This is a genomic window from Microbacterium tenebrionis (assembly GCF_903645325.1).
In the GTDB taxonomy this organism is placed as follows: Bacteria; Actinomycetota; Actinomycetes; order Actinomycetales; family Microbacteriaceae; genus Microbacterium; species Microbacterium tenebrionis.
The window spans coordinates 21,974-44,035 of sequence record NZ_CAHJXQ010000008.1; the positions used below are offsets into that span (position 1 = coordinate 21,974).

Annotated in this window: 24 protein-coding genes; 12 read left to right on the forward strand and 12 right to left on the reverse strand. The window is 68.0% G+C overall.

Going from position 1 to position 22,062, the window contains the following annotated elements; genetic code table 11:
• Positions 1-84: 84 nt before the first annotated feature.
• From HWX58_RS11315 to HWX58_RS11345, 8 genes are read left to right on the forward strand one after another with little or no spacing between them, the layout of a single operon-like run.
• A complete protein-coding gene (locus HWX58_RS11315) occupies positions 85-702 on the forward strand; it encodes a type IV pilus modification PilV family protein (protein WP_175987803.1) in 618 nt (205 codons plus the stop codon).
• Positions 699-1,379 (forward strand): prepilin-type N-terminal cleavage/methylation domain-containing protein, encoded by a 681-nt coding sequence (locus tag HWX58_RS11320; RefSeq protein ID WP_175987805.1) that lies wholly within the window; start codon positions 699-701, stop codon positions 1,377-1,379. The genes HWX58_RS11315 and HWX58_RS11320 overlap by 4 nt, the downstream gene beginning before the upstream one ends.
• Positions 1,376-2,920: a ricin-type beta-trefoil lectin domain protein gene (locus tag HWX58_RS11325; RefSeq protein ID WP_175987808.1), complete on the forward strand. Its 1,545-nt coding sequence runs from the start codon at positions 1,376-1,378 to the stop codon at positions 2,918-2,920. The genes HWX58_RS11320 and HWX58_RS11325 overlap by 4 nt, the downstream gene beginning before the upstream one ends.
• Complete coding sequence (locus HWX58_RS15145) at positions 2,917-3,324, forward strand: prepilin peptidase (RefSeq protein WP_250646203.1); 408 nt, start codon at positions 2,917-2,919, stop codon at positions 3,322-3,324. The genes HWX58_RS11325 and HWX58_RS15145 overlap by 4 nt, the downstream gene beginning before the upstream one ends.
• 18 nt (positions 3,325-3,342) lie before the next feature.
• Positions 3,343-3,726 (forward strand): prepilin peptidase, encoded by a 384-nt coding sequence (locus tag HWX58_RS15150; protein ID WP_250646204.1) that lies wholly within the window; start codon positions 3,343-3,345, stop codon positions 3,724-3,726.
• 40 nt (positions 3,727-3,766) lie between these two features.
• A complete protein-coding gene (gene pilM / locus HWX58_RS11335) occupies positions 3,767-4,804 on the forward strand; it encodes a type IV pilus assembly protein PilM (RefSeq protein WP_175987810.1) in 1,038 nt (345 codons plus the stop codon).
• Positions 4,804-5,622, forward strand: a complete 819-nt coding sequence (locus tag HWX58_RS11340) for a PilN family protein (protein WP_175987811.1) — start codon at positions 4,804-4,806, stop codon at positions 5,620-5,622. The genes pilM and HWX58_RS11340 overlap by 1 nt, the downstream gene beginning before the upstream one ends.
• Positions 5,623-5,626: 4 nt before the next feature.
• Entirely contained in the window at positions 5,627-6,205 is a 579-nt protein-coding gene (locus HWX58_RS11345) for a hypothetical protein (protein ID WP_175987814.1), read from the forward strand.
• Between the two features lie 136 nt (positions 6,206-6,341).
• Here HWX58_RS11345 and HWX58_RS11350 read toward each other — a convergent pair whose 3' ends face one another.
• Positions 6,342-7,394, reverse strand: a complete 1,053-nt coding sequence (locus HWX58_RS11350) for an LLM class flavin-dependent oxidoreductase (RefSeq protein ID WP_175987816.1) — start codon at positions 7,392-7,394, stop codon at positions 6,342-6,344.
• Between the two features lie 40 nt (positions 7,395-7,434).
• The gene (locus tag HWX58_RS11355) at positions 7,435-9,033 is read right to left on the reverse strand and encodes a DUF7059 domain-containing protein (protein ID WP_175987817.1); all 1,599 of its coding nucleotides are present in this window, start codon (positions 9,031-9,033) and stop codon (positions 7,435-7,437) included.
• Between the two features lie 96 nt (positions 9,034-9,129).
• On the opposite strand from HWX58_RS11355, the gene HWX58_RS11360 reads away from it, so the two are divergent.
• The 3 genes from HWX58_RS11360 to trxA all read left to right on the forward strand — a co-directional run bounded on the left by HWX58_RS11360 (position 9,130) and on the right by trxA (position 12,608).
• Positions 9,130-11,178, forward strand: coding sequence for a DUF6049 family protein (locus HWX58_RS11360; protein WP_175987820.1), 2,049 nt, complete (start codon positions 9,130-9,132; stop codon positions 11,176-11,178).
• Positions 11,179-11,252: 74 nt separating this feature from the next.
• Complete coding sequence (gene trxB, locus HWX58_RS11365) at positions 11,253-12,224, forward strand: thioredoxin-disulfide reductase (protein ID WP_175987822.1); 972 nt, start codon at positions 11,253-11,255, stop codon at positions 12,222-12,224.
• 60 nt (positions 12,225-12,284) lie between these two features.
• Positions 12,285-12,608: a thioredoxin gene (trxA, locus tag HWX58_RS11370; RefSeq protein ID WP_175987824.1), complete on the forward strand. Its 324-nt coding sequence runs from the start codon at positions 12,285-12,287 to the stop codon at positions 12,606-12,608.
• 97 nt (positions 12,609-12,705) lie between these two features.
• Here the strand turns inward: trxA and HWX58_RS11375 are convergent, their stop codons facing one another.
• The 10 genes from HWX58_RS11375 to rpmH all read right to left on the reverse strand — a co-directional run bounded on the left by HWX58_RS11375 (position 12,706) and on the right by rpmH (position 20,244).
• Positions 12,706-13,041 (reverse strand): tryptophan synthase subunit alpha, encoded by a 336-nt coding sequence (locus HWX58_RS11375; protein WP_175987825.1) that lies wholly within the window; start codon positions 13,039-13,041, stop codon positions 12,706-12,708.
• 9 nt (positions 13,042-13,050) lie between these two features.
• Positions 13,051-14,493 carry a sugar porter family MFS transporter gene (locus tag HWX58_RS11380; RefSeq protein ID WP_175987827.1) on the reverse strand — a complete coding sequence of 481 codons (1,443 nt, stop codon included), beginning with the start codon at positions 14,491-14,493 and terminating at the stop codon, positions 13,051-13,053.
• 70 nt (positions 14,494-14,563) lie between these two features.
• Positions 14,564-15,538: a ParB/RepB/Spo0J family partition protein gene (locus tag HWX58_RS11385; RefSeq protein ID WP_175987829.1), complete on the reverse strand. Its 975-nt coding sequence runs from the start codon at positions 15,536-15,538 to the stop codon at positions 14,564-14,566.
• Positions 15,538-16,467 (reverse strand): ParA family protein, encoded by a 930-nt coding sequence (locus HWX58_RS11390; RefSeq protein ID WP_175987831.1) that lies wholly within the window; start codon positions 16,465-16,467, stop codon positions 15,538-15,540. Before HWX58_RS11390 ends, HWX58_RS11385 begins: the two co-directional genes overlap by 1 nt.
• 700 nt (positions 16,468-17,167) lie before the next feature.
• Positions 17,168-17,788 (reverse strand): 16S rRNA (guanine(527)-N(7))-methyltransferase RsmG, encoded by a 621-nt coding sequence (gene rsmG, locus HWX58_RS11395; protein WP_175987833.1) that lies wholly within the window; start codon positions 17,786-17,788, stop codon positions 17,168-17,170.
• A gap of 33 nt (positions 17,789-17,821) precedes the next feature.
• Entirely contained in the window at positions 17,822-18,316 is a 495-nt protein-coding gene (locus HWX58_RS11400) for a Jag family protein (protein ID WP_175987835.1), read from the reverse strand.
• Entirely contained in the window at positions 18,316-19,386 is a 1,071-nt protein-coding gene (gene yidC / locus HWX58_RS11405) for a membrane protein insertase YidC (protein WP_175987836.1), read from the reverse strand. The genes HWX58_RS11400 and yidC overlap by 1 nt, the downstream gene beginning before the upstream one ends.
• A 3-nt stretch (positions 19,387-19,389) precedes the next feature.
• Positions 19,390-19,740 (reverse strand): membrane protein insertion efficiency factor YidD, encoded by a 351-nt coding sequence (yidD, locus tag HWX58_RS11410; RefSeq protein ID WP_175987838.1) that lies wholly within the window; start codon positions 19,738-19,740, stop codon positions 19,390-19,392.
• On the reverse strand, positions 19,737-20,087 hold the full coding sequence (gene rnpA / locus HWX58_RS11415) for a ribonuclease P protein component (RefSeq protein WP_175987840.1): 351 nt from the start codon (positions 20,085-20,087) through the stop codon (positions 19,737-19,739). The genes yidD and rnpA overlap by 4 nt, the downstream gene beginning before the upstream one ends.
• 19 nt (positions 20,088-20,106) lie before the next feature.
• Positions 20,107-20,244: a 50S ribosomal protein L34 gene (gene rpmH / locus HWX58_RS11420; RefSeq protein ID WP_005054680.1), complete on the reverse strand. Its 138-nt coding sequence runs from the start codon at positions 20,242-20,244 to the stop codon at positions 20,107-20,109.
• A 326-nt stretch (positions 20,245-20,570) separates the two neighbouring features.
• On the opposite strand from rpmH, the gene dnaA reads away from it, so the two are divergent.
• A complete protein-coding gene (gene dnaA, locus HWX58_RS11425; RefSeq protein WP_175987842.1) occupies positions 20,571-21,962 on the forward strand; it encodes a chromosomal replication initiator protein DnaA in 1,392 nt (463 codons plus the stop codon).
• The last annotated feature ends 100 nt before the right edge of the window (positions 21,963-22,062 follow it).

The window sequence follows — 22,062 nt, forward strand, 5'->3', positions numbered from 1 at the left end:
CGCAACCCCCCATCGGTTGTGCCTGCACGCCCCCAGCGTGCAGGCACAACCGATTCCCATCCCGGCGCCGAGAGGAGGACGCCCGTGCGCACCCGACCGAAGCACGACGAGGGCTTCACCCTCATCGAGGTCATCATCGCCGTCGCCCTGCTGCTGGGCGTCGCCGTCGCCCTCGGCGCCTTCGCGATGCAGAGCCTGCGCCTGGCGGCCCAGCAGCAGCGCACCCAGGTCGCCGTCACGGTCGCCACCCAGCGCATGGACGAGGTGCAGCGCCTGACGACCTCGAACGCCCAGCTCGCCACTCTCGTCGCCGGCCGCAGCGAGACCGCCGTGAAGACGGCGTGGAGTGCGGCATCCGGCGTTCCCGGTCTCGCCCAGAGCTACCCGGCCTGGCCGACCGTCTCCAGCGGAACGCCGGCCATCCCGATCCAGCAGACCACCACGCGCAGCGGATCGGCCTACGCCTCCACCGTGCTCATCGGCACCTGCTACCAGCCCGTCGCCGGCGGCGCGTGCACGAGGATCTCGGGCGCATCGAACGACCCCGGGGCCGAATCGACCCTGGCTGCCGGCCGCAGCCAGATGATCCGGGTGATCGTCGTCGTGACCTACCCCGGCGCCTGCGACGGCGACGGCACCTGCCGCTACACCGCCTCCGGCCTGTTCGACACGAGGGGAGACCTGAAGTGGCGGACCGAGTGACCCGGCGCGAACACGACCGCGAATACGAGCGCGAGCACGAGCGCGGCTACGAGCGCGAGCACGAGCGCGGCTACAGCCTCATCGAACTCATCATCGCGATGGGCATCTTCTCGATCTTCCTGGCCATGTTCATCGGCGGCATCGTCGCCGTCTCGCGTGCGACCAACGACGCGCGCACCGACGCGCAGACCTCCAGCGCGATCGGCATCTCGCTGCAGCGCCTCGAGCGATCCGTCCGCTACGCCGACGCCATCAACCGCCCCGGCACCGTCGGCCACCGCGCCTACGTGGAATGGCGCACCAGTGCCGTCTCGGCATCCTCCGGTGTCGAGACGTGCTCGCAGCTGCGATACAACAGCGACGACGGCACGGTGGCGCTGCGCACCTGGAAGGCCTCCGCATCGCCCGCCACCGGAACCTGGGGCGTGATCCTCCGCGACGTGCGCGGCGCCGCGACCACGACCTACCCGTTCAGCGTCGTCGCCGCGGCCGGCGGCATCAGCAACTACCAGGGCCTCACCGTGCACGTGATCGCCGGCACCTCCGACTCCGCAGGCACCGAGACCACCACGACGATCTACGCCAAGAACAGCTCCTTCGATTCGATCTCCAACGCGGTGGGCACGAATGGGCAGAGCGCCAACCCGGTGTGCGCAGGAACGGGGTACCGACCGTGATCAGATTCCGCGGACTCGCCCGCCCGGCATCCACCCGCTCCGCTCACGATGGCGAGCGCGGCTCAGCCCTGCTCATGACCGTCATCTTCTCGGTCTTCGCCGGCGGTGTCATGCTCGTGCTGCTCACGGTGCTGCTCTCGCAGGCGCAGGCCGCCCAGCTCGCGCAGAAGAACACCCGCACCGGCTACGCCGCTCAAGCCGGCATCCAATCGACCCTCTCGGTGCTGCGCTCGAACACGAAGACCGTCGGCGTCGGGCCGTCGGCCGTCACCTACGGCGACCCGACCAAGCTCCCGTCCACCCTCACCGGCACCGTCGACGGCGTCGCCGGCAGCACCCTCGGCTACAGCGTCACCCTGAAGTACTACCAGCTCGACCCGACTGCGCGCAGCGACGCGTGGCTCGCCGCCAACGCGCTGCCGTACCCGCTGTCGGCGGACCTCACCAAGCAGCCGAAGTACGTGCGGATCGTCTCGCAGGGCAGCGACTCCGCCGCGAGTGGCGGCACCCGAACCATCACGGCCCTGTACACGTTCACCACGACCACCGTGAACATCCCCGGCGGGCTGATCCGCAACACCGACCGCACCAGGTGCCTGAAGGCGACGTCGGCCACGGCGGGAAGCACGATCAACGTCGTGCCGATCGCGCAGTGCACCGACAACACCCTGAGCATGTGGGTGTACGACACCGACTACAAGCTCAAGCTCGCCTCGACCGTCAAGTCGGCCACGGTGCTGTGCATCACGGGACGTCAGTGGGGCACCAGCACGAACCAGGTCAATGCGACGCTGCGGGCGTGCGCCGCCACCAACAAGGCCGCTCACGGCAACCAGCTGTGGAGCTGGGAGCCCCCGGGGTCGTGGGTGAGCCAGAACGAGGCGAACACGAGCCGCGGCGGACGCTGGCTCGGCATCAGCGGAACGACGGTGATCGAGCGCACGACCTCGACCGCCTCCTTCGAACCGAGCCCGAGCGTCGGCGCGGGGGCTGCGAGCATCGACACGAAGCAGATCGTGAACTTCAGCGAGTTCGGCCGCTGCATGGATGTGACCGACGAGCAGATCAGCAAGAGCTTCATGATCATCTACCCGTGCAAGCAGGACCCGACCGGCACCGGCAACGACCTCCGGTGGAACCACAAGTGGAACTATTCCGAGCCGACGGGCTCCGCCAAGAGCTCGGCGGCCCAGGCCATCTACGTCCGCGCCGCGGACAACAAGTACTACTGCCTGACGACCCGGACGCTCAGCAGCGGCAACACCGACGTCTACTTCGTCGCCTGCAGAAACCCGACCAACGCCTCCTCGCTGAACAACCAGCAGAAGTTCATCCGCAACACGGACACCGTCAACGCCCTGAACGCCTACACGTTCCAGCTCGCCAGCAACCCGAGCATGTGCCTGGCCGCCGTCCCCGAGCCCGGTTACGCCTGGTCGCACCTGCGCCTGATCGCCTGCAACGGCTCGGCGACCCAGAAATGGAACGCCCCGGCCATGACGAGCGGTTCGACCTTCGGCGACTACAAGGAGATCGGATGACGGATCCGCTGATCCCCGCGTGGTTCGCGATCCCGGTGGCTGCCGTCTTCGGCGCGCTCATCGGGTCGTTCCTCAACGTCGTGATCTGGCGCGTGCCGCAGGGCATGAGCATCGTGCGCCCCGGAAGCGCCTGCCCGCACTGCGGTCACGCGATCGCCTGGTACGACAACCTGCCGATGCTGTCGTACCTGATCCTGCGGGGCCGCTGCCGCCGCTGCGGTGCGCGCATCTCGCTGCGGTACCCCGCCGTCGAACTGCTCACCGCGCTGGCCTTCGCCGGCGTCGTGGCCGGTGCCTACGGCGCGGTCTACCCTGCGGCGATCCTGCCGCTGCTGCTGTACTGGGCGGCGGCCGGCATCGCCCTGGCACTCATCGATCTCGACCATCACCGGCGCCCGACGTGATCACGCGCCTCGTACGCCGTGAGCGCCGTGCTCATCGTGCTGGCCACCGCCCTCACCGGCGAGCCGGCGCGTCTCATCTCTGCCGGCGTGGGTCTGGTCGCCCTCGGGGGCCTGTACCTGCTGCTCGCGCTCGGGTGGCGCGACGGCATGGGCTGGGGCGATGTGAAGCTCGCCGGCGCGCTCGGCCTGACGCTGGGCTGGCGGGTGGCCGCACTGATCGTCGGCGGGTTCAGTGCGTTCGTCATCGGCGGCATCGTCGGCGCGGTGCTGATCGCGACCCGGAAGGCCGGCCGCAAGTCGGGCGTCCCGTTCGGGCCGTTCATGATCATCGGCGCGTGGACCGGCGTGTTCGCCGGCGCCGCGATCGCCGACCTCTATCTGTCCGCGGTGGGTCTGGCATGACCGGCCGCGCCCCAGCATCCACATCTCACGGAGGATCCCCATGGCAGGAGTAGTCGCACTCGACATCGGCAGACGCGGTCTGCGAGGGGTGCAGGTCGACGGCGCGTACTCGAACCGCCCCAAGATCACGCGCTTCGGGGCGGTCGGCGTCACCGAGGGCACGGTCTTCGACGGCGAGATCACCGACGAACGCCGCGGCGCGGCCGCGATCAAGCAGCTGTGGAAGTCGGCCGGCTTCACGACCAACAAGGTCGCCTTCGGCATCGGCAACCGCAAGGTGGTCGTGCGCGAGATGACGCTGCCGGCAATGCCCGCCGCTCAGCGCAAGTCGGCGCTGCGATTCGCCGTCGAAGGTCACATCCCGATCGACCTCGACGACTCGATCCTCGACTTCCTGCCGCTGCGCGCCGTCACCGAGCACAACGAGCCCCGCCACGAAGGACTGCTCGTGGCCACCGCCCGCGCCAGCCTCGAGAGCACCGTGAACGCCATCGAGAAGGCCGGCCGGCCCATCGACGCCGTCGACTTCTCGGGCTTCTCGCTGCTGCGCACGCTCTCGAACGCGAACAGCGGCACGCAGGCGATCATCAACATCGGCGCCGCCAGCACCACCGTCGTCATCGCGACCGGGTCGATGCCCGAGTTCGTGCGCATGGTGCCCAGCGGCGGCGACGACGTCACGCACGCGATCGAGCGCGCCCTGAGCATCCCCTTCGCCGAGGCCGAGATCGACAAGATCAACCGCGGCCTGCAGGGCGGCGCCACCAGCGCCCACGACATCGAGGCCGAGACGGTGCTCCGCGAGAACGTGGCGGCGCTGATCGACAGCATCCGCAACACCCTGAACTTCTACGCCGGCGCGCACCCCGAGCGGCCCATCGCCCAGGTCTTGCTCACCGGCGGCGGCAGCCGGCTGATGGGCCTCGCGCCGGTGCTCACGCGGGCCCTCGGCGTGCCGACCGTGCACGGAGACCCGCTCGCGGCGTTCTCGATGAGCAGCAAGGTGCGGGCGTCCGGCGTCGAGAACTGGGCGCTCGAACTGGCCGCGCCGCTGGGCGTCACGGTGGGAGAGAAGTGATGAAGACGACCAAGACACCTGCGCCGCGCCGCGGCTCTGCGAACGTGGCATCCGTCGCCAGAGTCGACCTGATCCCGCCGATCATCGAGGTGCGGCGCACCGAGAACGCGCGCATCCGCGGTCTGATGGCGGGTCTTGTGGGCCTGGCCGTCGTCGTGGCGGCCGGGAGCCTCGCCGCGTCGTTCCTCGCGAACGGCTCCGAGCAGACACTCGCGAAGGAGCAGGCGCTCAGCGCCCAGCTGATCGTCGAGCAGAACCGCTACACCGAGGTGGCGAACGTGCGGGCCCTGCTCGGCGACTACGAGATCGCCGCGATGTCGGCGCTGTACTCCGAGGCGGACTGGTCGCGCATCATGCGCGAGCTCGACGGCGCCATGCCGGACGGCGTCACGCTCGCATCCGAGGTGATCACGGTCAAGGGCGTGCTCGGCGCCGCAGCATCCTCGACGGCCGTCGCCACCGCCGGTCTCGACTCACCGGGCGTCATCGAGATCACCTTCACGGCCACGGCGAGCGTCTTCGACTCGCCCACCCCGCTCCTGAACCGGCTGCAGGAGCTCACCGGCTATGCGAGCGCGACCGTCGACGCGGTCGCCGGCGACGACGAGGGGTACCTCATCACCGGCGTCATCCAGCTGAACTCCTCGGCCCTGGGCGGCACGGCACGCACCGAGCGCCTTGACCAGGACCGCCTCGCGACGCTCCGCAGCGAACTCGAATCCTCCGTCATCGCACCGCCGGCACCAGCCGCTCCCGACGAGAGCTCCGCGATCGCGGACGCCGGATCCACCGACGATCTGACGAACCCGGAGGAATGACACCATGTCCAGATACCGCTTCAGCCTCATCGTCGTCGGCCTGCTGGCCTTCCTGGTCCTCATCGGTGGTTGGTTCATCGGCGTGCAGCCGCAGCTCGACCGGATCTCGACGGCGAACACGCAGACCGACAGCGTGCGGCAGCTGAACCAGATCCAGCAGGCGAAGAACACCGCCCTCGCCGAGGACGATGCGCACCTCGACGAGTACAAGGCGCAGTTGGCGAGCACGCAGGCCGAGATCCCCGCCGCACGCTCGCAGCAGGCGCTGATCGATCAGATCAACGCGGCGGCCGGCAGCGCAGGGGTCACCATGACGGCGCTGCGATTCGAGCCCGCGCAGGCCTACGTCGCGCCGGTCGGGGTGTCGCTGGACACCGCGTCCAGCGGGACGCTCGTGGCGATCGCGGTGAGCCTCAGCGCGCAGGGCGACCGCGCCGCGTTGGAGAGCTTCACCGCCAACCTGCAGGCGTCCACTCGCCTGATCACGGTGATCGACAGTCAGTACACCGGGCCCGAGGATGCCCAGCTCACGCTGAACGGCGCCACCTGGGTGCTCGTGCCTCTGGAGCAGCCCGCGCAGTAGCCGCCCCGCCCCGCCCCGTTCCCTGTGCGCAGCTTCGGATGCCGCGGGCGACACGCCGCGGCATCCGGCGTCCGGCCCCGCGTGTCGGGGCCGAAATCCGAAGTTGTGCACGAGAGGAGCTGTGCAGGGGAGGAGTTCAGGCGGGGTCGCCCTGCACCGGGCCCTCGGTGTTGGGCTTCCAGCCCAGAGCAGGGGCGACGTGTTCGGCGAACGCCTGCAGCACGTGCAGGTTGTAGTCGACGCCCAGCTGGTTCGGGATCGTGAGCATCAGGGTGTCGGCGGCCATCACGGCTTCATCGGCGAGCAGCTGATCGATGAGCACGTCGGGTTCGGCGGCGTAGGTCTTGCCGAACGTCGAGCGGAAGCCGTCGATGATCCCGACCTGGTCGCCGTTCTCGGCGCTGCGCAGCCCGAAGTACGCGCGGTCCATATCGGACACGAGCGGGAAGATGCTGCGGCTGACCGACACCCGCGGCGTCCCGGTGTGGCCCGCCGCTTTGTACGCCGCGCGATACAGATCGATCTGCTCGCGCTGCAGCTCATGGAACTGCGCGCCGGTGGCCTCGGTCAGCAGCGTCGAGCTCATGAGGTTCAGACCCTTGCGGCCGGTCTCCTCGGCCGTGGCGCGCGATCCGGATCCCCACCAGATGTGGTCGCGCAACGTCTCGGAGCGCGGCTCGATCGCCAGGTACCTGCCCTCGCCGACCTGCTGCGGATCTCCCTGGACCACTCCTGCACCATCGATCGCCTCGAGGAACAGCTCGAACTTGTCACGGGCGAGGTCGGCGCCGCGCGGATCCTCCGACCCGACGTAGCCGAACGCCTCGTAGCCGCGCAGCGCGGTCTCGGGTGATCCGCGGCTGATGCCCAGCGCGATGCGTCCGCGCGCGATGAGGTCGAGCGCGGCGGCCTCCTCGGCGAACTGCAGCGGGTTCTCGTACCGCATGTCGATGACGCCCGTGCCTACCTCGATGCGCTCGGTCTTCGCGGCCATCGCGGCCAGCAGCGGCATGGGCGATGCGGCCTGACGGGCGAAGTGGTGCACGCGGACGTAGGCACCGTTGACGCCGATCTCATCCGCACCGACGGCGAGGTCGATCGTCTGGTGCAGCATGTCCGCCGCCGTACGGGTGCCCGAACCGGGCACGGGCGCGTAGTGCCCGAAGGAGAGGAATCCGAAAGCCTTCATGGTCGTATGCAACCGAATGGATGCCGGTGGCATTCCCCCTTCACGGCGCTGGGACGAGGAACCCGTCGAGCACGAGCTCGCGGATGCGCGGCTCGAGGTCCGCCCACAGATCCACCAGCGGCACCTCGAACAGGTCGGCGATCGCCGAGACGATCTGCATGACCGACAGCTCGCCGTCGCACGCCCCGACGAAACCGGCGAGCGCCGGATCGACTTCGACGGTGCGACCGAAACCGCCGCCCTGCCGCAGCTCGATCACGCTCGGATCGTCGTTGCCGGGCAGGTAGTGCCGCGCCTCGGTGACATCGGGCGCCGTCACGAGCATGTGCGGGACGCCGTCGCGCAGCCCATCGTGCGCCGCGAGGCCGTCCCGCAGCGCCCGACCGAGCGAACCGCCGGGCGCCGCGAGCGGCTGCGACACCTTCTCGAAGCGGTGCAGCGATTCCCCTGGTGCGGCAGGACGACGCAGCAGCACGTACCCGAATCCGACTGCGGTCACCCCGCGGGCGGTGAAGTCGTCGAGCCACGCCTCCAGCATCCGCCCGAACGTCGCCTCGCGTGGCGTCGTGCCGCCGTCGCGGACCCACAGCTCGGCGTACGCGAGCGGGGTGAGCTCTTCGCGCTCGATCACCCAGGCGTCGAGGGCGGGGTCGATCCAGGACTCCAGGCGGGTGAGGCCGGGGGTCGTCTTCGACCCTTCGACAGGCTCAGGGAGCGAAGACTGCGGCACAGGGAGCGAAGACTGCGGCACAGGGAGCGAAGATACCGACTCCCAGTTGCCGAGCAGCTGCGCGATGCCGCCGGGGGTCAGATGGCCTGGGACCGACCGGACGAACGCCTCGACCAGCGCATCCCCCACCAGTCCCCCGTCGCGGTACTCGTAGGCCGTCACGCCCTCCACCCGCGGCGTGATGACGAACGGCGGGTTCGACACGATCAGGTCGAACGCCTCGCCGGCGACCGGCTCGAACATGCTGCCCTGACGGAACGTGATGTTCGTCACGCCGTTCAGGCGGGCGTTGAGCGCCGCGAAGGCCAGCGCGCGCTCGGAGATGTCGGTCGCGACGACCTCTCCGGCATGCCGGGCGACGAGCAGCGCCTGGATGCCGCATCCCGTCCCCAGGTCCAGTGCACGCGCGACCGGCACGGGCACGACGAGCTCCGCGAGCGTCCGCGATGCTCCACCGACCCCGAGAACATGATCGGCCGGCAGCGCCGTGCCGAGAGCCAGCTCGTCGAGGTCGCTGGCGATCCACCACTCCCCGACGCCGTCGGCATCCACGAAGGACTGCGGGCGCACCAGCGCGGTCGGCACCGCATCCGCGCCGTCGACGCGGGCAAGTCCCAGGGCGACAAGGCCGTCCACCCCGACACGAGCGAACGCCGCGTCGACCAGGGCCGCCGGCTGGGGCATCCCGAGAACGAAGAATCGGCCGGCGGTCGCCAGCGGGCCGACGTCGCGGGTGATCGCCCGCAGGACAGGCTCGCGGACTCCCCGGCCGAGTGCGTCGTCGGCCTCCTCTCCCCACAGACGCCGGAGCGGTTCGGAGCGGAAGTCGGCGGCATCCAGATCCGCGGCCAGCGCCGAGGCGAGAGCGGGATCCGGGACAGGCGGGAGGGCTTCGGACACGGCCGTCACTCTACGCGCCTTCAGGATTCCCCGAAGCCGCACACCTAGAATTGCGGGGTCACCACTCACGGGTCGCTCCTGCGCGCCCCGAGGAAGACCAGAGACTTGATCAGCCCCCGAACCGGCAGACGCGCGCGCGCGAACCGCGGCATCCGCGGCGTACTGGCGTCGGCCCTCGCCGTCGGGCTGGTCGCATCAGGGCAGCTACTCGCCCCGGCATCCGCATCCGCCGAAACCCAGACCCCCGAGGACACCGGCACGGTCGAGCTCTCGCTGACCGCCGGCATCCACGGCCGCGGCGCCCCCGACGCCCCCGTCACCGCCACCGTCACGATCGACAACGGCAGCGACGCGGCTCTCGCCGCAGGGCGCGTCACGGTCGAGATCAACAAGACGCCGCTGGCGGATGCCGCATCCCTCACCGCCTGGCTCAACGGCGGCGACGCCGACGGGACCTTCACGTCGATCGGATCCGAGGAGTCCGGAGACGTCGCGGCATCCGAGAGCGCATCGACGTCGATCAGCGCGACCTCGGCTGTGCTCGGCGATCTGCCGGAGGGCGTCTACCCCCTGCGCGCACTGATCTCCGGCCCGAAGATCTCGGGCATCGCCGGAGCCACCAGCGTCCTCGTCGTCACCGGCGACACCGACCTGCAGCTGACCGTGGTCGTGCCGATCACCGCCACCCCTGCGGACGGCGGCCTGCTCTCAGCCGACGAGCTCACCGCGCTCACCGCCCCCGACGGGGCCCTCACGGCCCAGCTCGACGGCGCGGCGGGAACCTCGGCCGCCCTCGCCGTCGACCCGCTCATCCCCGCGGCGATCCGTGCTCTCGGAACAGCGGCACCCGCGGATGCCACGGCGTGGCTCGCGCGGCTGGAATCGCTCGCGAACGAGCGGTTCGCCCTGCAGCCCGGCGACGCGGATGCGACCGTCCAGGCCCGTGCCGAACTGCCCGAGCTGCTCTCGACACTGCCGCTGACCCCCTACCTCGACCCCGCCGACTTCACAGCGCCGCCGGCTGACGGCGAGACCCCCGCCCCCACGCCGACGGCATCCGGCCCCGAGCTCCCCAGCGATGCCGAGCTGACCGCCCTGGGCGGCGCCGAGTCCGGCGTGCTGTGGCCCCTCGGCGATGTCCGCACCGCCGATCTCGCCGCCTTCGACGGCTACCTGGACACCGACGTCACCACGATCCTGCCCTCGACGTCGGTCGCCTCCGAGTCCGGTGCGCACGTCGAGGTCGACGATCATCGGATCCTCGTCTCGGATGCCGATGCCTCAGCCGTCATCAGCGAAGCGGCCGCGACGGCCGATGAGTCCGACCGTGAGCGGACCATCACCTCCGGCATCGCCCGGCTGAGCCTCGTCCCGCAGGCGTCGCTGCTCGTCGGGCTCGATCGCGACGAGACGCGGACGGCCGACGCACTGCGCGAGACTATCCTCGCGCTGTCCTCCATCGCCGACCTCACGCCGCTGTCGGAGGCACGCGCCTCCGACCCGGCATCCGCCACGATCGTCTCGGACGACTCGCGCGACCGCGCGGACGCCCTCGACAACCTGCTCGCCGACGAGGCCCGCCTGACGTCGTTCGCGACCATCCTCGACGATCCGCTCGTGCTGCTCTCCCCCGAGCGCATCGAGATCCTGCGCCTCATCGGCGTCGGCTCGGCGAATCAGTTCGTCCCCGGCACCGCGACGCACCGCACCGAGACCACGGCCACCCTGAACGCCGTCGGCGTGCAGCCGCCGAGCCCCGTGCAGTTGTTCACCGCGGCCGCCCCCCTGCCGGTGTGGGTGCACAACGACCTGCCGTGGCCCGTCAACGTCACGCTGACCTCGCGGCCGTCGGACGCGCGTCTGGACATCGAACCGCGCACCGAGGTCGTCGCCCAGCCCGCCAGCAACACCCGCGTCAAGGTGCCGGTGTCGGCCCGGGTGGGCAGCGGCGTGCTCGACGTGCGTTTCGGGCTCGTCTCGCCCACCGGCGTGCACATCGGCACCGACCAGACCGCGACCGTCACCGTGCGCGCCGAATGGGAGGGCATCGGCCTCGGCATCCTGGGCGGCGTCATCGGCCTGCTGCTCGTGCTGGGCATCATCCGCACCGTCGTCCGCCGACGCAAGGACAAGGCCGCCGATTCCGACGCATGACGCTGACCGGGAATGCCGCGCGGTTACCATGGGTTTCACACTCTGACGCGTTTTCACGCGAGAAGGAAGAGGACATGCGCAAGGTCATCATCATCGGCTCCGGCCCCGCCGGATTCACCGCCGCGATCTACGCGGCCCGCGCGAACCTCGAGCCGCTCCTCATCGCGAGCTCGGTCGAGGTCGGCGGCGAGCTGATGAACACCACCGAGGTCGAGAACTACCCCGGCTTCCCCGACGGCATCCAGGGCCCTGACCTGATGTCGAAGTTCCAGGCGCAGGCCGAGAAGTTCGGCACCGAGGTCGTCTACGACGACGTCACCTCGCTGTCGCTGGACGGTCCGGTGAAGAAGGTCGTCCTCGGCAGCGGCGCGGAGCACGAGGCGCACACCGTCATCTACGCGACCGGCTCCGCTTACCGCAAGCTCGGCATCGAGGGCGAGGAGCGCCTCTCCGGCTACGGCGTCTCGTGGTGCGCCACGTGCGACGGCTTCTTCTTCCGTGAGAAGACGATCGCGGTCGTCGGCGGCGGCGACTCCGCGATGGAAGAGGCCACGTTCCTCACCCGCTTCGCCGACAAGGTCTACGTGATCCACCGCAAGGACACCCTCCGGGCATCCAAGATCATGCAGGAGCGCGCGTTCGCGAACGAGAAGATCGAGTTCATCTGGAACAGCGAGGTGACCTCCATCGAGGGTGGCGATGCCCTCACCGGCGTGACCCTGCGCGACACGGTCGACGGCTCGTCGCGCGAGCTGGCCTTGGACGGCCTGTTCATCGCCATCGGAAACGACCCGCGCACCCACCTCGTGCACGACAAGCTCGATCTGACTCCGGAGGGCACGATCTGGGTCGACGGGCGCTCGTCTCGCACGTCCGTTCCCGGCGTCTTCGCCGCCGGCGACGTCATCGACCCGACGTACCGTCAGGCCATCACGGCCGCCGGGTCGGGAGCGGTCGCGGCGCTGGACGCCGAGAACTTCCTCGCGGATCTCGAGGATGCCTCGGTCGAGGTCCCGGCCGCCGAAGCGGCCGCGATCATCGCGTAGGGAACAGTTTCGACACCGCTGCTGTTGCAGCAGGTGACCTTCGATCAAGGAGATAAGCAGATGACTGCCAAGGTAACGAGCCAGGCGACGTTCGAGCAGGACGTCCTGCAGGCCGAGGGCCCCGTCCTCGTGGACTTCTGGGCCGAGTGGTGCGGACCGTGTCGCATGGTCGCCCCTGTCCTGGACCAGATCCAGGCCGAGCACCCCGACAAGATCACCATCATGAAGCTCAACGTCGACGAGAACCCCGAGCTGGCCATGAAGTACCAGATCACGTCGATCCCGGCGATGAAGGTCTTCCAGGGCGGCGACGTCAAGACGACCATCATCGGCGCCAAGCCGAAGCCCGCTCTCGAGCAGGATCTCGCCGCTTTCATCGGCTGATCCCCGGACGAACGAAGAAGGCGCGGACCGTGCGGTCCGCGCCTTCTCTGCGTCTGCGGGTCAGTCGTGGCGGTGTCAGGACGCGCCGCGACCAGCGTCAGGAGGCGTCGGCCACCCTGGCATCCCACCGGCGGTAGCGGGGCCCCTCGCCGAGGAGCCCCCACACGGCGGGCGTGAGCTCGGGGTACTCCAGCGCGATCTGGCGCATCACGCGGTAGTTCCTGGCCGCGTTGGGCCGCACACCGTCGTTCGCGGCGATGTTGTCGGCGCGCAGCAGGTAGACGACGAGCTCGTCGACGCTCGGGAGGTCCTCCATGAAGTCCCAGGGGTCCTCGCCGCTGAGCAGCCGCTCCTGAATGAGGACGGCCAGTTCGTCCGACGCCTCTGCGCGCAGCACTTCGAGACTCGCGCGGCGGGGGACGGCTTCAGACATACCTCAAGCCTACGCGCGCTTTCTGCCCCCACGGCGCGGGAGGTTCACGACATCCGTCATCGTCTCCAGCTCCTTGCCCTTCGTCTCCGGCACCTGGAAGTACACGAAGAAGAACGACACGACGGCGAAGAAGGCGTAGAAGCCGTAGGCGAAGGTCAGCCCGATCTCGGCGAAGGCCGGGAAGGTCGTCGAGATGAAGAAGTTCGCGATCCACTGGGCAGCGGCTGCGACGGCGAGGGCGCCCGCACGGATCTTGTTGGGGAACATCTCCCCCAGCAGCACCCACACCAGCGGCCCCCAGGTCGCGCCGAAGAAAACCACGAACCCGTTGGCGCAGATCAGCGCGATGAGCGACCACGGTTCAGGGAGGGTGACGGCGCCGTCCTGAAGCGTCCCGAACGAGAAGGCGACGGCCATCATGCCGAGGGTCACCGCCATACCGACCGATCCGATCAGCAGCATCGGTCGCCGGCCGACCCGGTCCACGAGAACGATCGCGATGATCGTGACGACGATGTTCGTGATCGACGTGATGACCGACGTCATGAGAGCGCTCGACTCATCGAAGCCCACGGAGAGCCACAGCGTCGTCGAGTAGTAGAAGATGACGTTGATGCCGACGAACTGCTGGAAGACGCTGAGCAGGATGCCGACCCACACGATCGGCTTCAGCCCGAACCTTTCGCCGCGCAGGTCCTTCAGGGACTCGTTCTTCTCGTCGCCGAGACTCTCCTCGATCTCCTGGATCTTGAGATTCACATCGGTCTCGCCCGTGAAGTCGAACAGCACCTGCGAGGCCTTGTCCACCTTGCCTCTGGCGACGAGGAAACGCGGGGACTCCGGGAGCTTGAGCGCCATGAGGCCGTAGACGACGGCGGGGATGGCCTCGACCATGAACATCCAGCGCCACGCGTCGATGCCCAGCCACAGCACGTTCGCCGCGGACCCGGCGATGTTCGCGAGCAGCGCGTTCGACAGCAGGGCGGTGAAGATACCGGTCACGATCGCGAGCTGCTGCAGCGACCCGAGGCGCCCGCGCACCTTGGCCGGTGAGACCTCGGCGATGTAGGCGGGGGCGATGACGGATGCCGCACCGACGCCGAGTCCGCCGATCACGCGCCACACGATGAGGTCGATGACGCCGAAGGCGAGTCCGGAACCGATCGCCGACACGAGGAACATGGTCGCGGCGATCACCATGACCGGGATGCGGCCGAGCCTGTTCGCGAGGCTGCCCGCGAACCATGCTCCGACGGCGCAGCCGAGGAGCGCCGACGACACGGCGAAGCCCTGCAGCCCCGGGCCGAGGTCGAAGGCCCCGGCCAGCGCATCCACGGCGCCGTTGATGACGGCCGTGTCGAATCCGAACAGGAAGCCGCCGAGCGCGGCCGCGATGCTGATGCCGATCACACGCGCGCTGAAGCGCCCTGATGTGCCCTTGTTCTGAGACATGTATCTCTCCCCACTCACTCCCCACTCTACGAGCGCGAGGGATGCGGCGGCGGGAGGATCGCGACGAGCCTCAGGATCCGTACTGCTCCTCGCCCAATTCGGCGAGGATGCGATTCAGGTCCTGAATCGAGGCGAATTCAATCGCGACCTGGCCTTTTCGTGCACCGAGAGTGATCTTCACGCGCGTGTTCAGACGGTCGCCGAGGTTGCCTGCCACCTCATCGAGGTACGCCCGGCGGGCGCCGGCCTGCGGCTTCACCTTCTTCGCGCCGGATGCCGGGAGCGCTTTGGTGGCCTCTTCCGTCGCGCGGACGGAGAGGTCCTCATTGACGACTTTGTCGGCGAGCCGTTGCATCTGCTCGGGATCGTCGAGGGAGAGCAGGGCGCGCGCGTGGCCGGCGGAGAGGACGCCGGCGGCGACGCGCTGTTGAACGGGCACGGGCAGACGGAGCAGGCGGATCGTGTTGCTGATCTGCGGGCGGGAGCGGCCGATGCGCGTGGCGAGCTCCTCCTGCGTGATGCCGAAGTCCTCGAGGAGCTGCTGGTAGGCGGATGCCTCTTCGAGCGGGTTCAGCTCGGAGCGGTGCAGGTTCTCGAGCAGTGCGTCGCGGAGGAGATCCTCGTCGGCGGTGTCGCGGACGATCGCCGGAATGGCGTCGAGGCCCGCCTCGCGTGCAGCACGGGTGCGCCGCTCCCCCATGATGAGCTCGTAGTCGCCGTCGCCGTTGCGGCGGACGATGACCGGCTGCAGCACCCCGAACTCGCGGACGCTGTGGACGAGCTCGGCCAGGTCCTGCGGGTCGAAGTGCGTGCGCGGCTGACGCGGGTTGGGGACGATCTTCATCGGATCGACCTGGATCAGGTGGATGCCGGGGACGGATTCGAGCTCCGGCTCAGCAGCTTCATCTACCTGCGGCTCGGGCTTCTCGGGTGCGACCTGGATCGGCGCACCCGGGAAGAACACGTCCACCGGGCGCTGGGTCGTCTGATCTGCCGTCGGGATGAGGGCTCCGATCCCCCGGCCCAGTCCAGTGCGCTTCGCCATCAGTTCTCCTTGCTCTGTGTCGTCTGACTCTTCGACACGATCTCGACAGCGGCCTCGCGGTACGCGATCGCGCCGGCGGAGTTCCCGTCGTACGCAATGACCGTCTGGCCGAAGCTGGGGGCCTCGGACACACGCACCGAACGCGGGATGACCGTGTTCAGCACCTGCTCCGGGAAGTGATTGCGGACCTCATCGGCCACCTGCTGCGCGAGACGGGTGCGTCCGTCGTACATCGTGAGCAGGATCGTCGAGAGGTGAAGCCCGGGGTTGAGGTGCTTCTGAATCATCTGGATGCTGCCGAGCAGTTGGCTGAGCCCTTCGAGCGCGTAGTACTCGCACTGGATGGGGATGAACACCTCGGATGCCGCCGTGAAGGCGTTGATCGTGAGAAGACCGAGCGACGGCGGGCAGTCGATGATGACGAAATCGACCGGGTTGTCGGCGACGTACTGGTCGAGCGCGCGGCGCAGTCGGTGTTCACGGGCTACCTGCGACACCAGCTCGATTTCGGCGCCGGCGAGGTGGATCGTGCTGGGCGCGCAGAACAGCGTCTCGGACTCCGGGCTCGATTGAACCACGTCGGCGAGCGAAACGTCGTCGATGAGGACGTCATAGATGCTCGCGGTCTCGGCGTTGTGCGGAACCCCGAGGGCCGTGGATGCGTTTCCCTGCGGATCCAGGTCGATCACGAGGACCTTCGCACCGAAGGATGCCAGCGCGGATGCGATGTTGACGGCGGTGGTCGTCTTGCCGACGCCGCCTTTCTGGTTCGACACGGTGAGGACGCGGGTCGAGCCGGTGAAGTGGAGATCCACGTCCTCCAGATTGCGTCGGCGGGCGCTCAGGTCGGCGATTTCGCGTGCCAGGGGCGTATCCACCCCGAAAGCCTCGTTCGGCGATGTCTTTTCGGACTGTTTCACGTGAAACATCCACTCCTCTCGATGGCCGCGTTCCACTCTACTTGCCGTTCTGCATCCGCCGAAGTCGCAGGGCATCCGCGGTCATGTTTCACGTGAAACATGACGTGCTGGTGCGGCTTCGACTCCGGGCCTCGCCCTCCGCTCACCCCGTTTCGCCTTCGCGGCCTGCGACCGCTCCCTCAACGACCCGCAAGTGTCGCCGCCCAGAGTTCCCATCGCGTCGTTGAGCGAGCGAAGAGAGGAGGCGCGTTGATCGCAGCGCCGCCGAGCCGAAGCACGCACGCTCCAAGCGCAGGATGTTTCACGTGAAACATGACCATGCGCGCCCGGCGTCGACTGCAGGCTCCGCCGTCCGCTACCCGGTATCCACCGTCCGGGCTCCGGTCCGATCAACGCGCCGCACGGCTCTTCGTCGCGTGTATCGCGGGTCGTTGAGCGAGGCGCAGCCGAGCCGAAACCTTGCCAGCAGCAGGTTTCGATGTTTCACGTGAAACATCCTCTACCCAGACAGCTTCAACGACGGGCTCCGCCCTCCGCTCAACGCCCAGCAAGCAGCGTCCCGTCGATCAACGGAGCGAGAAGAGAGGTTCGTGCTTATCGGGTCGTTGAGTGAGCGCAGCAAGTCGAAGCGGGTTGAGCGAGGCGCGACCGCGTCGAAACGATCCCAGTGGACCACGATGTTTCACGTGAAACACCGGCCCATTCACGCTCAGCCCCGAACGGTCCCCCGCACGACCCGAGTCGTCTCGGCGAGCACTCCCTCACCCAGAACCTCGACCCGAACGTCAGACACCTTGAACTTCTTCAGCGGCTTGGCGGCGGCATCGATCTCGGCCTCCGCATTCTGACCCTTGAGCAGTACGAGCTCGCCGCCGTCGCGCACCAGTGGGGCAGTCCAGGGCAACAGAGTGCGCAGTGCACTGACGGCACGAGCGGTGACCACGTCGAACTGACCCGCCGGCACGTCCTCCGCACGAGCTCGGAGCACCGTCGCATTCGAGAGGCCCAGCTCCGACACCTGCTCCGACAGCCATGCGACGCGACGCTCCATGGGCTCGATCAGCGTCCACGACACATCCGGCCGGGCGATCGCCAGCACGAGGCCGGGCAGTCCGGCGCCGGAACCGACGTCCGCAGCCGAACCGTGGAAGAGCGGTGCGGCGATGGCACTGTTCAGCACATGTCGGGTCCACAGCCGCGGGAGCTCCAGCGGACCGATCAGTCCGCGCTCCTCCCCCTGCGCAGCGAGGTTCGTTGTGAAGGCTCGCGCCACCTCGATACGATCACCGAATAGTGACGCAGCGACGTCGGGCTCAACCTCGACAATCATCTCAGCATCCTTCGCGATGTTTCACGTGAAACATCAGCGCCGGCGGATGACCGTGTGACGGTCCGCGCCCTCGCCGTACGACTCTGAGACGAGGTTCCGGTCGGCCACGATGTCGTGCACGAGCTTGCGCTCATAGCTCGACATCGACGGCAGTGACGCCTGCGATGCACCCTCGTCGAGCTTCGCGACTGCGGCGTCCACCAGCTTCTCGAGCTGACGACGACGCGCATCCCGCGATCCGCCGATGTCGAGGATGAGACGCGAGAACGCGCCCGTCTTGCTCTGGACAGCAAGGCGGGTGATCTCCTGCAGTGCCTGCACGGTTTCCGGCTCGGACAGCACTGAGATGCTGTCCTCCTCCGACTCGACCGACACGTATGCCCGACCCTGCCGGACGTCGAGGTTCAGATCCCCATCGATGTCGGCGATGTCGAGCAGCGCCTCGATGAAGTCCGCGGCGACATCGCCCTCGTTCTCCAACTGCTCCAGCGTCGGTTCGGTGCACTCGGCGACGTTGTCCGCGGTCATCAGTTCGACCCCTTCTTCTTGGCCCGCTTCTTGCTCATCGGCTGCTCGCGCTTGGGAGCGGCCTGCTTGGCCTTCTCGGCCTCGTCCAGCAGACGCTGCTGCTCGGCCTCGTAGACCGCCATCGGAACGACCTTGCCGGACGAGTCGATCGCCTTGCCCTTGCGGGCGAGACGCTCTTCGCGAGCCTTCGCGGCCTCGGATCCGGGCGTCGGCATCTCACGGATGACGAGGAACTGCTGGCCCATGGTCCACAGGTTCGAGATGAACCAGTAGACGACGACGCCGAGCGGGAAGAACACACCCGAGAAGATGAAGCCCAGCGGCAGCACGTAGAGCATGATCTTCTGCATCTGGTACGCCTGGCCGGTCTTGGCCTCCGGCGAGAGGTTCTTCGAGATGATCTGCAGCTGGGTGAAGAACTGCGACGCGATCATCAGCACGACGAGGATCACGAGGATCACGATCGCGACGGTGTTCTGCGTCTCGACCGCGTTGCCGAGGGTGCCGTGCAGCGACACGTCCCCGAAGATCGTCGCGTCGTAGAACTGCTGGGTGAGCTGGTTGCTCAGCAGCCCGACACCGCTGAAGGCGGGGTTGTCACGGATCTTCTGGACGTCGTTGAGCACGCTGAACAGAGCGAAGAAGATCGGCATCTGGACGAGCAGCGGAAGACAGCTCGACATCGGCGACGTGCCGTGCTTCTTGTACAGCGCCATCGTCTCGCGGCTCATGGCCTCGCGGGAAAGCTGGTCCTTCTTGCCGCGGTACTTCTCCTGGACCTTCTTCATCTCAGGAGCGATTTCCATCATCTTGCGCTGGCTCTTGATTTGCCGCACGAACAGGGGAAATACCGCTCCGCGGACGACGATCACGAGCCCGACTATGGAGAGGATCCAGGTGACGCCGGATGCCTCCGGCAGTCCGATCGCGGTGAACAGCCAGTGCCAGGCGACGAGGATGAGCTCGACGGCCCACTTCAGCGGCCACAGGATCGTGCCAAGCAGGTCGAAGCCGCCCCCACCGGAATCCGGGGCGGGTGTCGCAGAGGCGAGCAGAAGGTCAAGACCCACTGTTCAGTCCTTTCGAGAAGGGACGACGAAACCTCGTGCGGTCAGGTCGTGTCGGAAATGGTCGTGAGGGCGCACGTCGTCGACGCCGCCTTTGCTCCAGGGATTGCATCGCAGGATGCGCCATGCCGAGAGCGCCGCTCCCTTGATGGCGCCGTGCTGCTGCACCGCACCTACAGCGTAAGCCGAGCACGACGGGTAGTACGCGCACACGTCCCCGTAGATCGGCGAGATCACGGCGCGATAGGCCGTGAGGAATCCCAGCACGAGGTTGCGCGGGATGAGGGGGATGCTGCGCCCGAGGTCGCGCGCATGCAGATGTCCTGCGCCCATCGCGTAGGACGGCAGGGCGCTCATGACCTCGCCGCCGGACGACTCAGCCGGGCCAGACACCGCGTCACGTCGGCCTGGAGCTCGGCGAACGTCGCTGTCGCAGATGCAGGAAGGGCACGGATGACGACATCCGTGCCCTGAGGGACGTCTGCGATCGCGTCCGCGCACACGGCTTTGAGCCGTCGGCGCACGGTGTTACGGATCACAGCGGTACCCACCTGCTTGCTGATGATGAACCCGAACCGGGGTTCGCGCGCTTCGCCGGTCGTCAGCATCGAGGTGACGACTCGGCCGCCCCCGCACCGGACACCGCGACGGACGACTGACCTGTAGTCAGTGCCTCGCGTCAGTCGGAACGGACGGGCGAGCACAGCGGTTCGGGCCGAGGGCTTACGCCGAGAGCTCGGTGCGGCCCTTCGCGCGGCGTGCCGACAGGATGCTGCGGCCGGCGCGGGTGCGCATGCGGGCGCGGAAGCCGTGCTTCTTGGCGCGACGACGGTTGTTGGGCTGGAACGTACGCTTGCTCATGGAATCACTCCGGGAATGGCGTCACCGGATGAGTACGACCGGAGACATTGGGGAAACTGCCCGGATCCGGGCATAAGTCAACCGATTAAGGTTACGTCCTGGCGGCGCAGAGAGCAAATTCCCCGCGCTGAGCACCCGGCACGAACCCCGTGTCGTTCGTCGATTATCCACAAGTGCGAGGCCTGTCGAGGCAAGCACACACCCGGGTTCTCCACAGGCAGGTTGCCCCGTGCGGCCGGGATGACTACCGTGGCATCCGAAGTTATCCACAGGGGGTGCCGGGGCGAGAATCGTCCGGCCCTCCTCGACCCACCGCCCGGAGCACCATGTCGACACCCGCCCAGCCTGACGTTCCGATCTGGGCGCAGGTGCTGGACCTGCTCGATCAGGATGATCGCGTCACCCCGCAGCTCCAGGGCTTCCTGAGTCTCGCAGTCCCCGCCGGCGTCATGAGCGGCACGCTCTACCTCGACGTCCCGAACGATCTCACAGCGGCGCAGATCAACAAGCGGCTCCGTGTCCCGCTCATGGAGGGGCTCGCCCGCATCGGGGAAGAGGTCACCTCCTTCCGCGTGGTCGTGAACCATGAGCTCGCCGAGCAACCGACCGCGCCGATCGCGGTCGCCGACTTCGGCCGGCCCGAGGCGCCGCGCACCGACCTGCCTGTCGAGCTGCCGACGCAGATGCGCCACGAGTCGCGCCTGAATCCGAAGTACACGTTCGACAACTTCGTCATCGGCCAGTCCAACCGCTTCGCCCACGCCGCAGCGGTCGCGGTCGCAGAGGCGCCGGCGAAGGCGTACAACCCGCTGTTCATCTACGGCGACTCCGGGCTGGGCAAGACGCACCTCCTGCACGCGATCGGCGACTACGCGCAGTCGCTGTACACCGGGGTCAAGGTCCGGTACGTCTCGAGCGAGGAGTTCACGAACGATTTCATCAACTCGATCGCCAACAACCGGGGCTCCGCATTCCAGGCCCGCTACCGCGACGTCGACATCCTTCTCATCGACGACATCCAGTTCCTGCAGGGCCGTGCCGAGACGCAGGAGACCTTCTTCCACACGTTCAACACGCTCCACGATCACAACAAGCAGATCGTGATCACCAGCGATGTCGCGCCCAAGCACCTCACCGGCTTCGAGGACCGCATGCGCAGCCGCTTCGAGTGGGGCCTGATCACCGACGTGCAGGCCCCCGACCTCGAGACGCGCATCGCGATCCTCCGCAAGAAGGCGCAGAGCGAGGCGCTGCACATCCCCGACGAGGTGCTCGAGTACATCGCGACGATCGTCTCGTCGAACATCCGCGAGCTCGAGGGCGCCCTCATCCGGGTGTCGGCCTTCGCGAGCCTGAACCGCTCGCCGCTGGACATCTCCCTCGCCCAGACCGTGCTGCGCGACATCGTCGACACGGCCGAGGACAACATCATCTCGCCGACCGACATCATCACGGCCACCGCGCAGTACTTCAAGCTCACGGTCGACGACCTGTACGGCTCGAGCCGGTCGCAGCAGATCGCGACGGCACGCCAGATCGCCATGTATCTGTGCCGCGAGCGGACCAACCTCTCCCTCCCGAAGATCGGGCAGCTGTTCGGCAACCGAGATCACACGACTGTGATGTACGCGTACAAGAAGATCAGCGACCTCATGAAGGAGCGCCGCTCGATCTACAACCAGGTCACCGAGATCACCACGCAGCTCGGCCGTCGCTGATCCCTGAGCCCGTCGAAGGGTTGACAGCGGGCATCGGCATCCCCTTAAATGCCGCTCTGCACATGTGGATAACTTGTGGATGAATGCGGTCCGCGTTCGG

Coding starts and splice junctions, on each gene's coding strand:
- HWX58_RS15145 (WP_250646203.1), top strand. CDS start 2,917: ATGACGGATCCGCTGATCCCCGCGTGGTTCGCGATCCCGGTGGCTGCC.
- pilM (WP_175987810.1), top strand. CDS start 3,767: ATGGCAGGAGTAGTCGCACTCGACATCGGCAGACGCGGTCTGCGAGGG.
- HWX58_RS11340 (WP_175987811.1), top strand. CDS start 4,804: ATGAAGACGACCAAGACACCTGCGCCGCGCCGCGGCTCTGCGAACGTG.
- HWX58_RS11345 (WP_175987814.1), top strand. CDS start 5,627: ATGTCCAGATACCGCTTCAGCCTCATCGTCGTCGGCCTGCTGGCCTTC.
- HWX58_RS11350 (WP_175987816.1), bottom strand. CDS start 7,394: ATGAAGGCTTTCGGATTCCTCTCCTTCGGGCACTACGCGCCCGTGCCC.
- trxB (WP_175987822.1), top strand. CDS start 11,253: ATGCGCAAGGTCATCATCATCGGCTCCGGCCCCGCCGGATTCACCGCC.
- trxA (WP_175987824.1), top strand. CDS start 12,285: ATGACTGCCAAGGTAACGAGCCAGGCGACGTTCGAGCAGGACGTCCTG.
- HWX58_RS11375 (WP_175987825.1), bottom strand. CDS start 13,041: ATGTCTGAAGCCGTCCCCCGCCGCGCGAGTCTCGAAGTGCTGCGCGCA.
- HWX58_RS11380 (WP_175987827.1), bottom strand. CDS start 14,493: ATGTCTCAGAACAAGGGCACATCAGGGCGCTTCAGCGCGCGTGTGATC.
- HWX58_RS11385 (WP_175987829.1), bottom strand. CDS start 15,538: ATGGCGAAGCGCACTGGACTGGGCCGGGGGATCGGAGCCCTCATCCCG.
- HWX58_RS11390 (WP_175987831.1), bottom strand. CDS start 16,467: ATGTTTCACGTGAAACAGTCCGAAAAGACATCGCCGAACGAGGCTTTC.
- rsmG (WP_175987833.1), bottom strand. CDS start 17,788: ATGATTGTCGAGGTTGAGCCCGACGTCGCTGCGTCACTATTCGGTGAT.
- HWX58_RS11400 (WP_175987835.1), bottom strand. CDS start 18,316: ATGACCGCGGACAACGTCGCCGAGTGCACCGAACCGACGCTGGAGCAG.
- yidD (WP_175987838.1), bottom strand. CDS start 19,740: ATGAGCGCCCTGCCGTCCTACGCGATGGGCGCAGGACATCTGCATGCG.
- rpmH (WP_005054680.1), bottom strand. CDS start 20,244: ATGAGCAAGCGTACGTTCCAGCCCAACAACCGTCGTCGCGCCAAGAAG.
- dnaA (WP_175987842.1), top strand. CDS start 20,571: ATGTCGACACCCGCCCAGCCTGACGTTCCGATCTGGGCGCAGGTGCTG.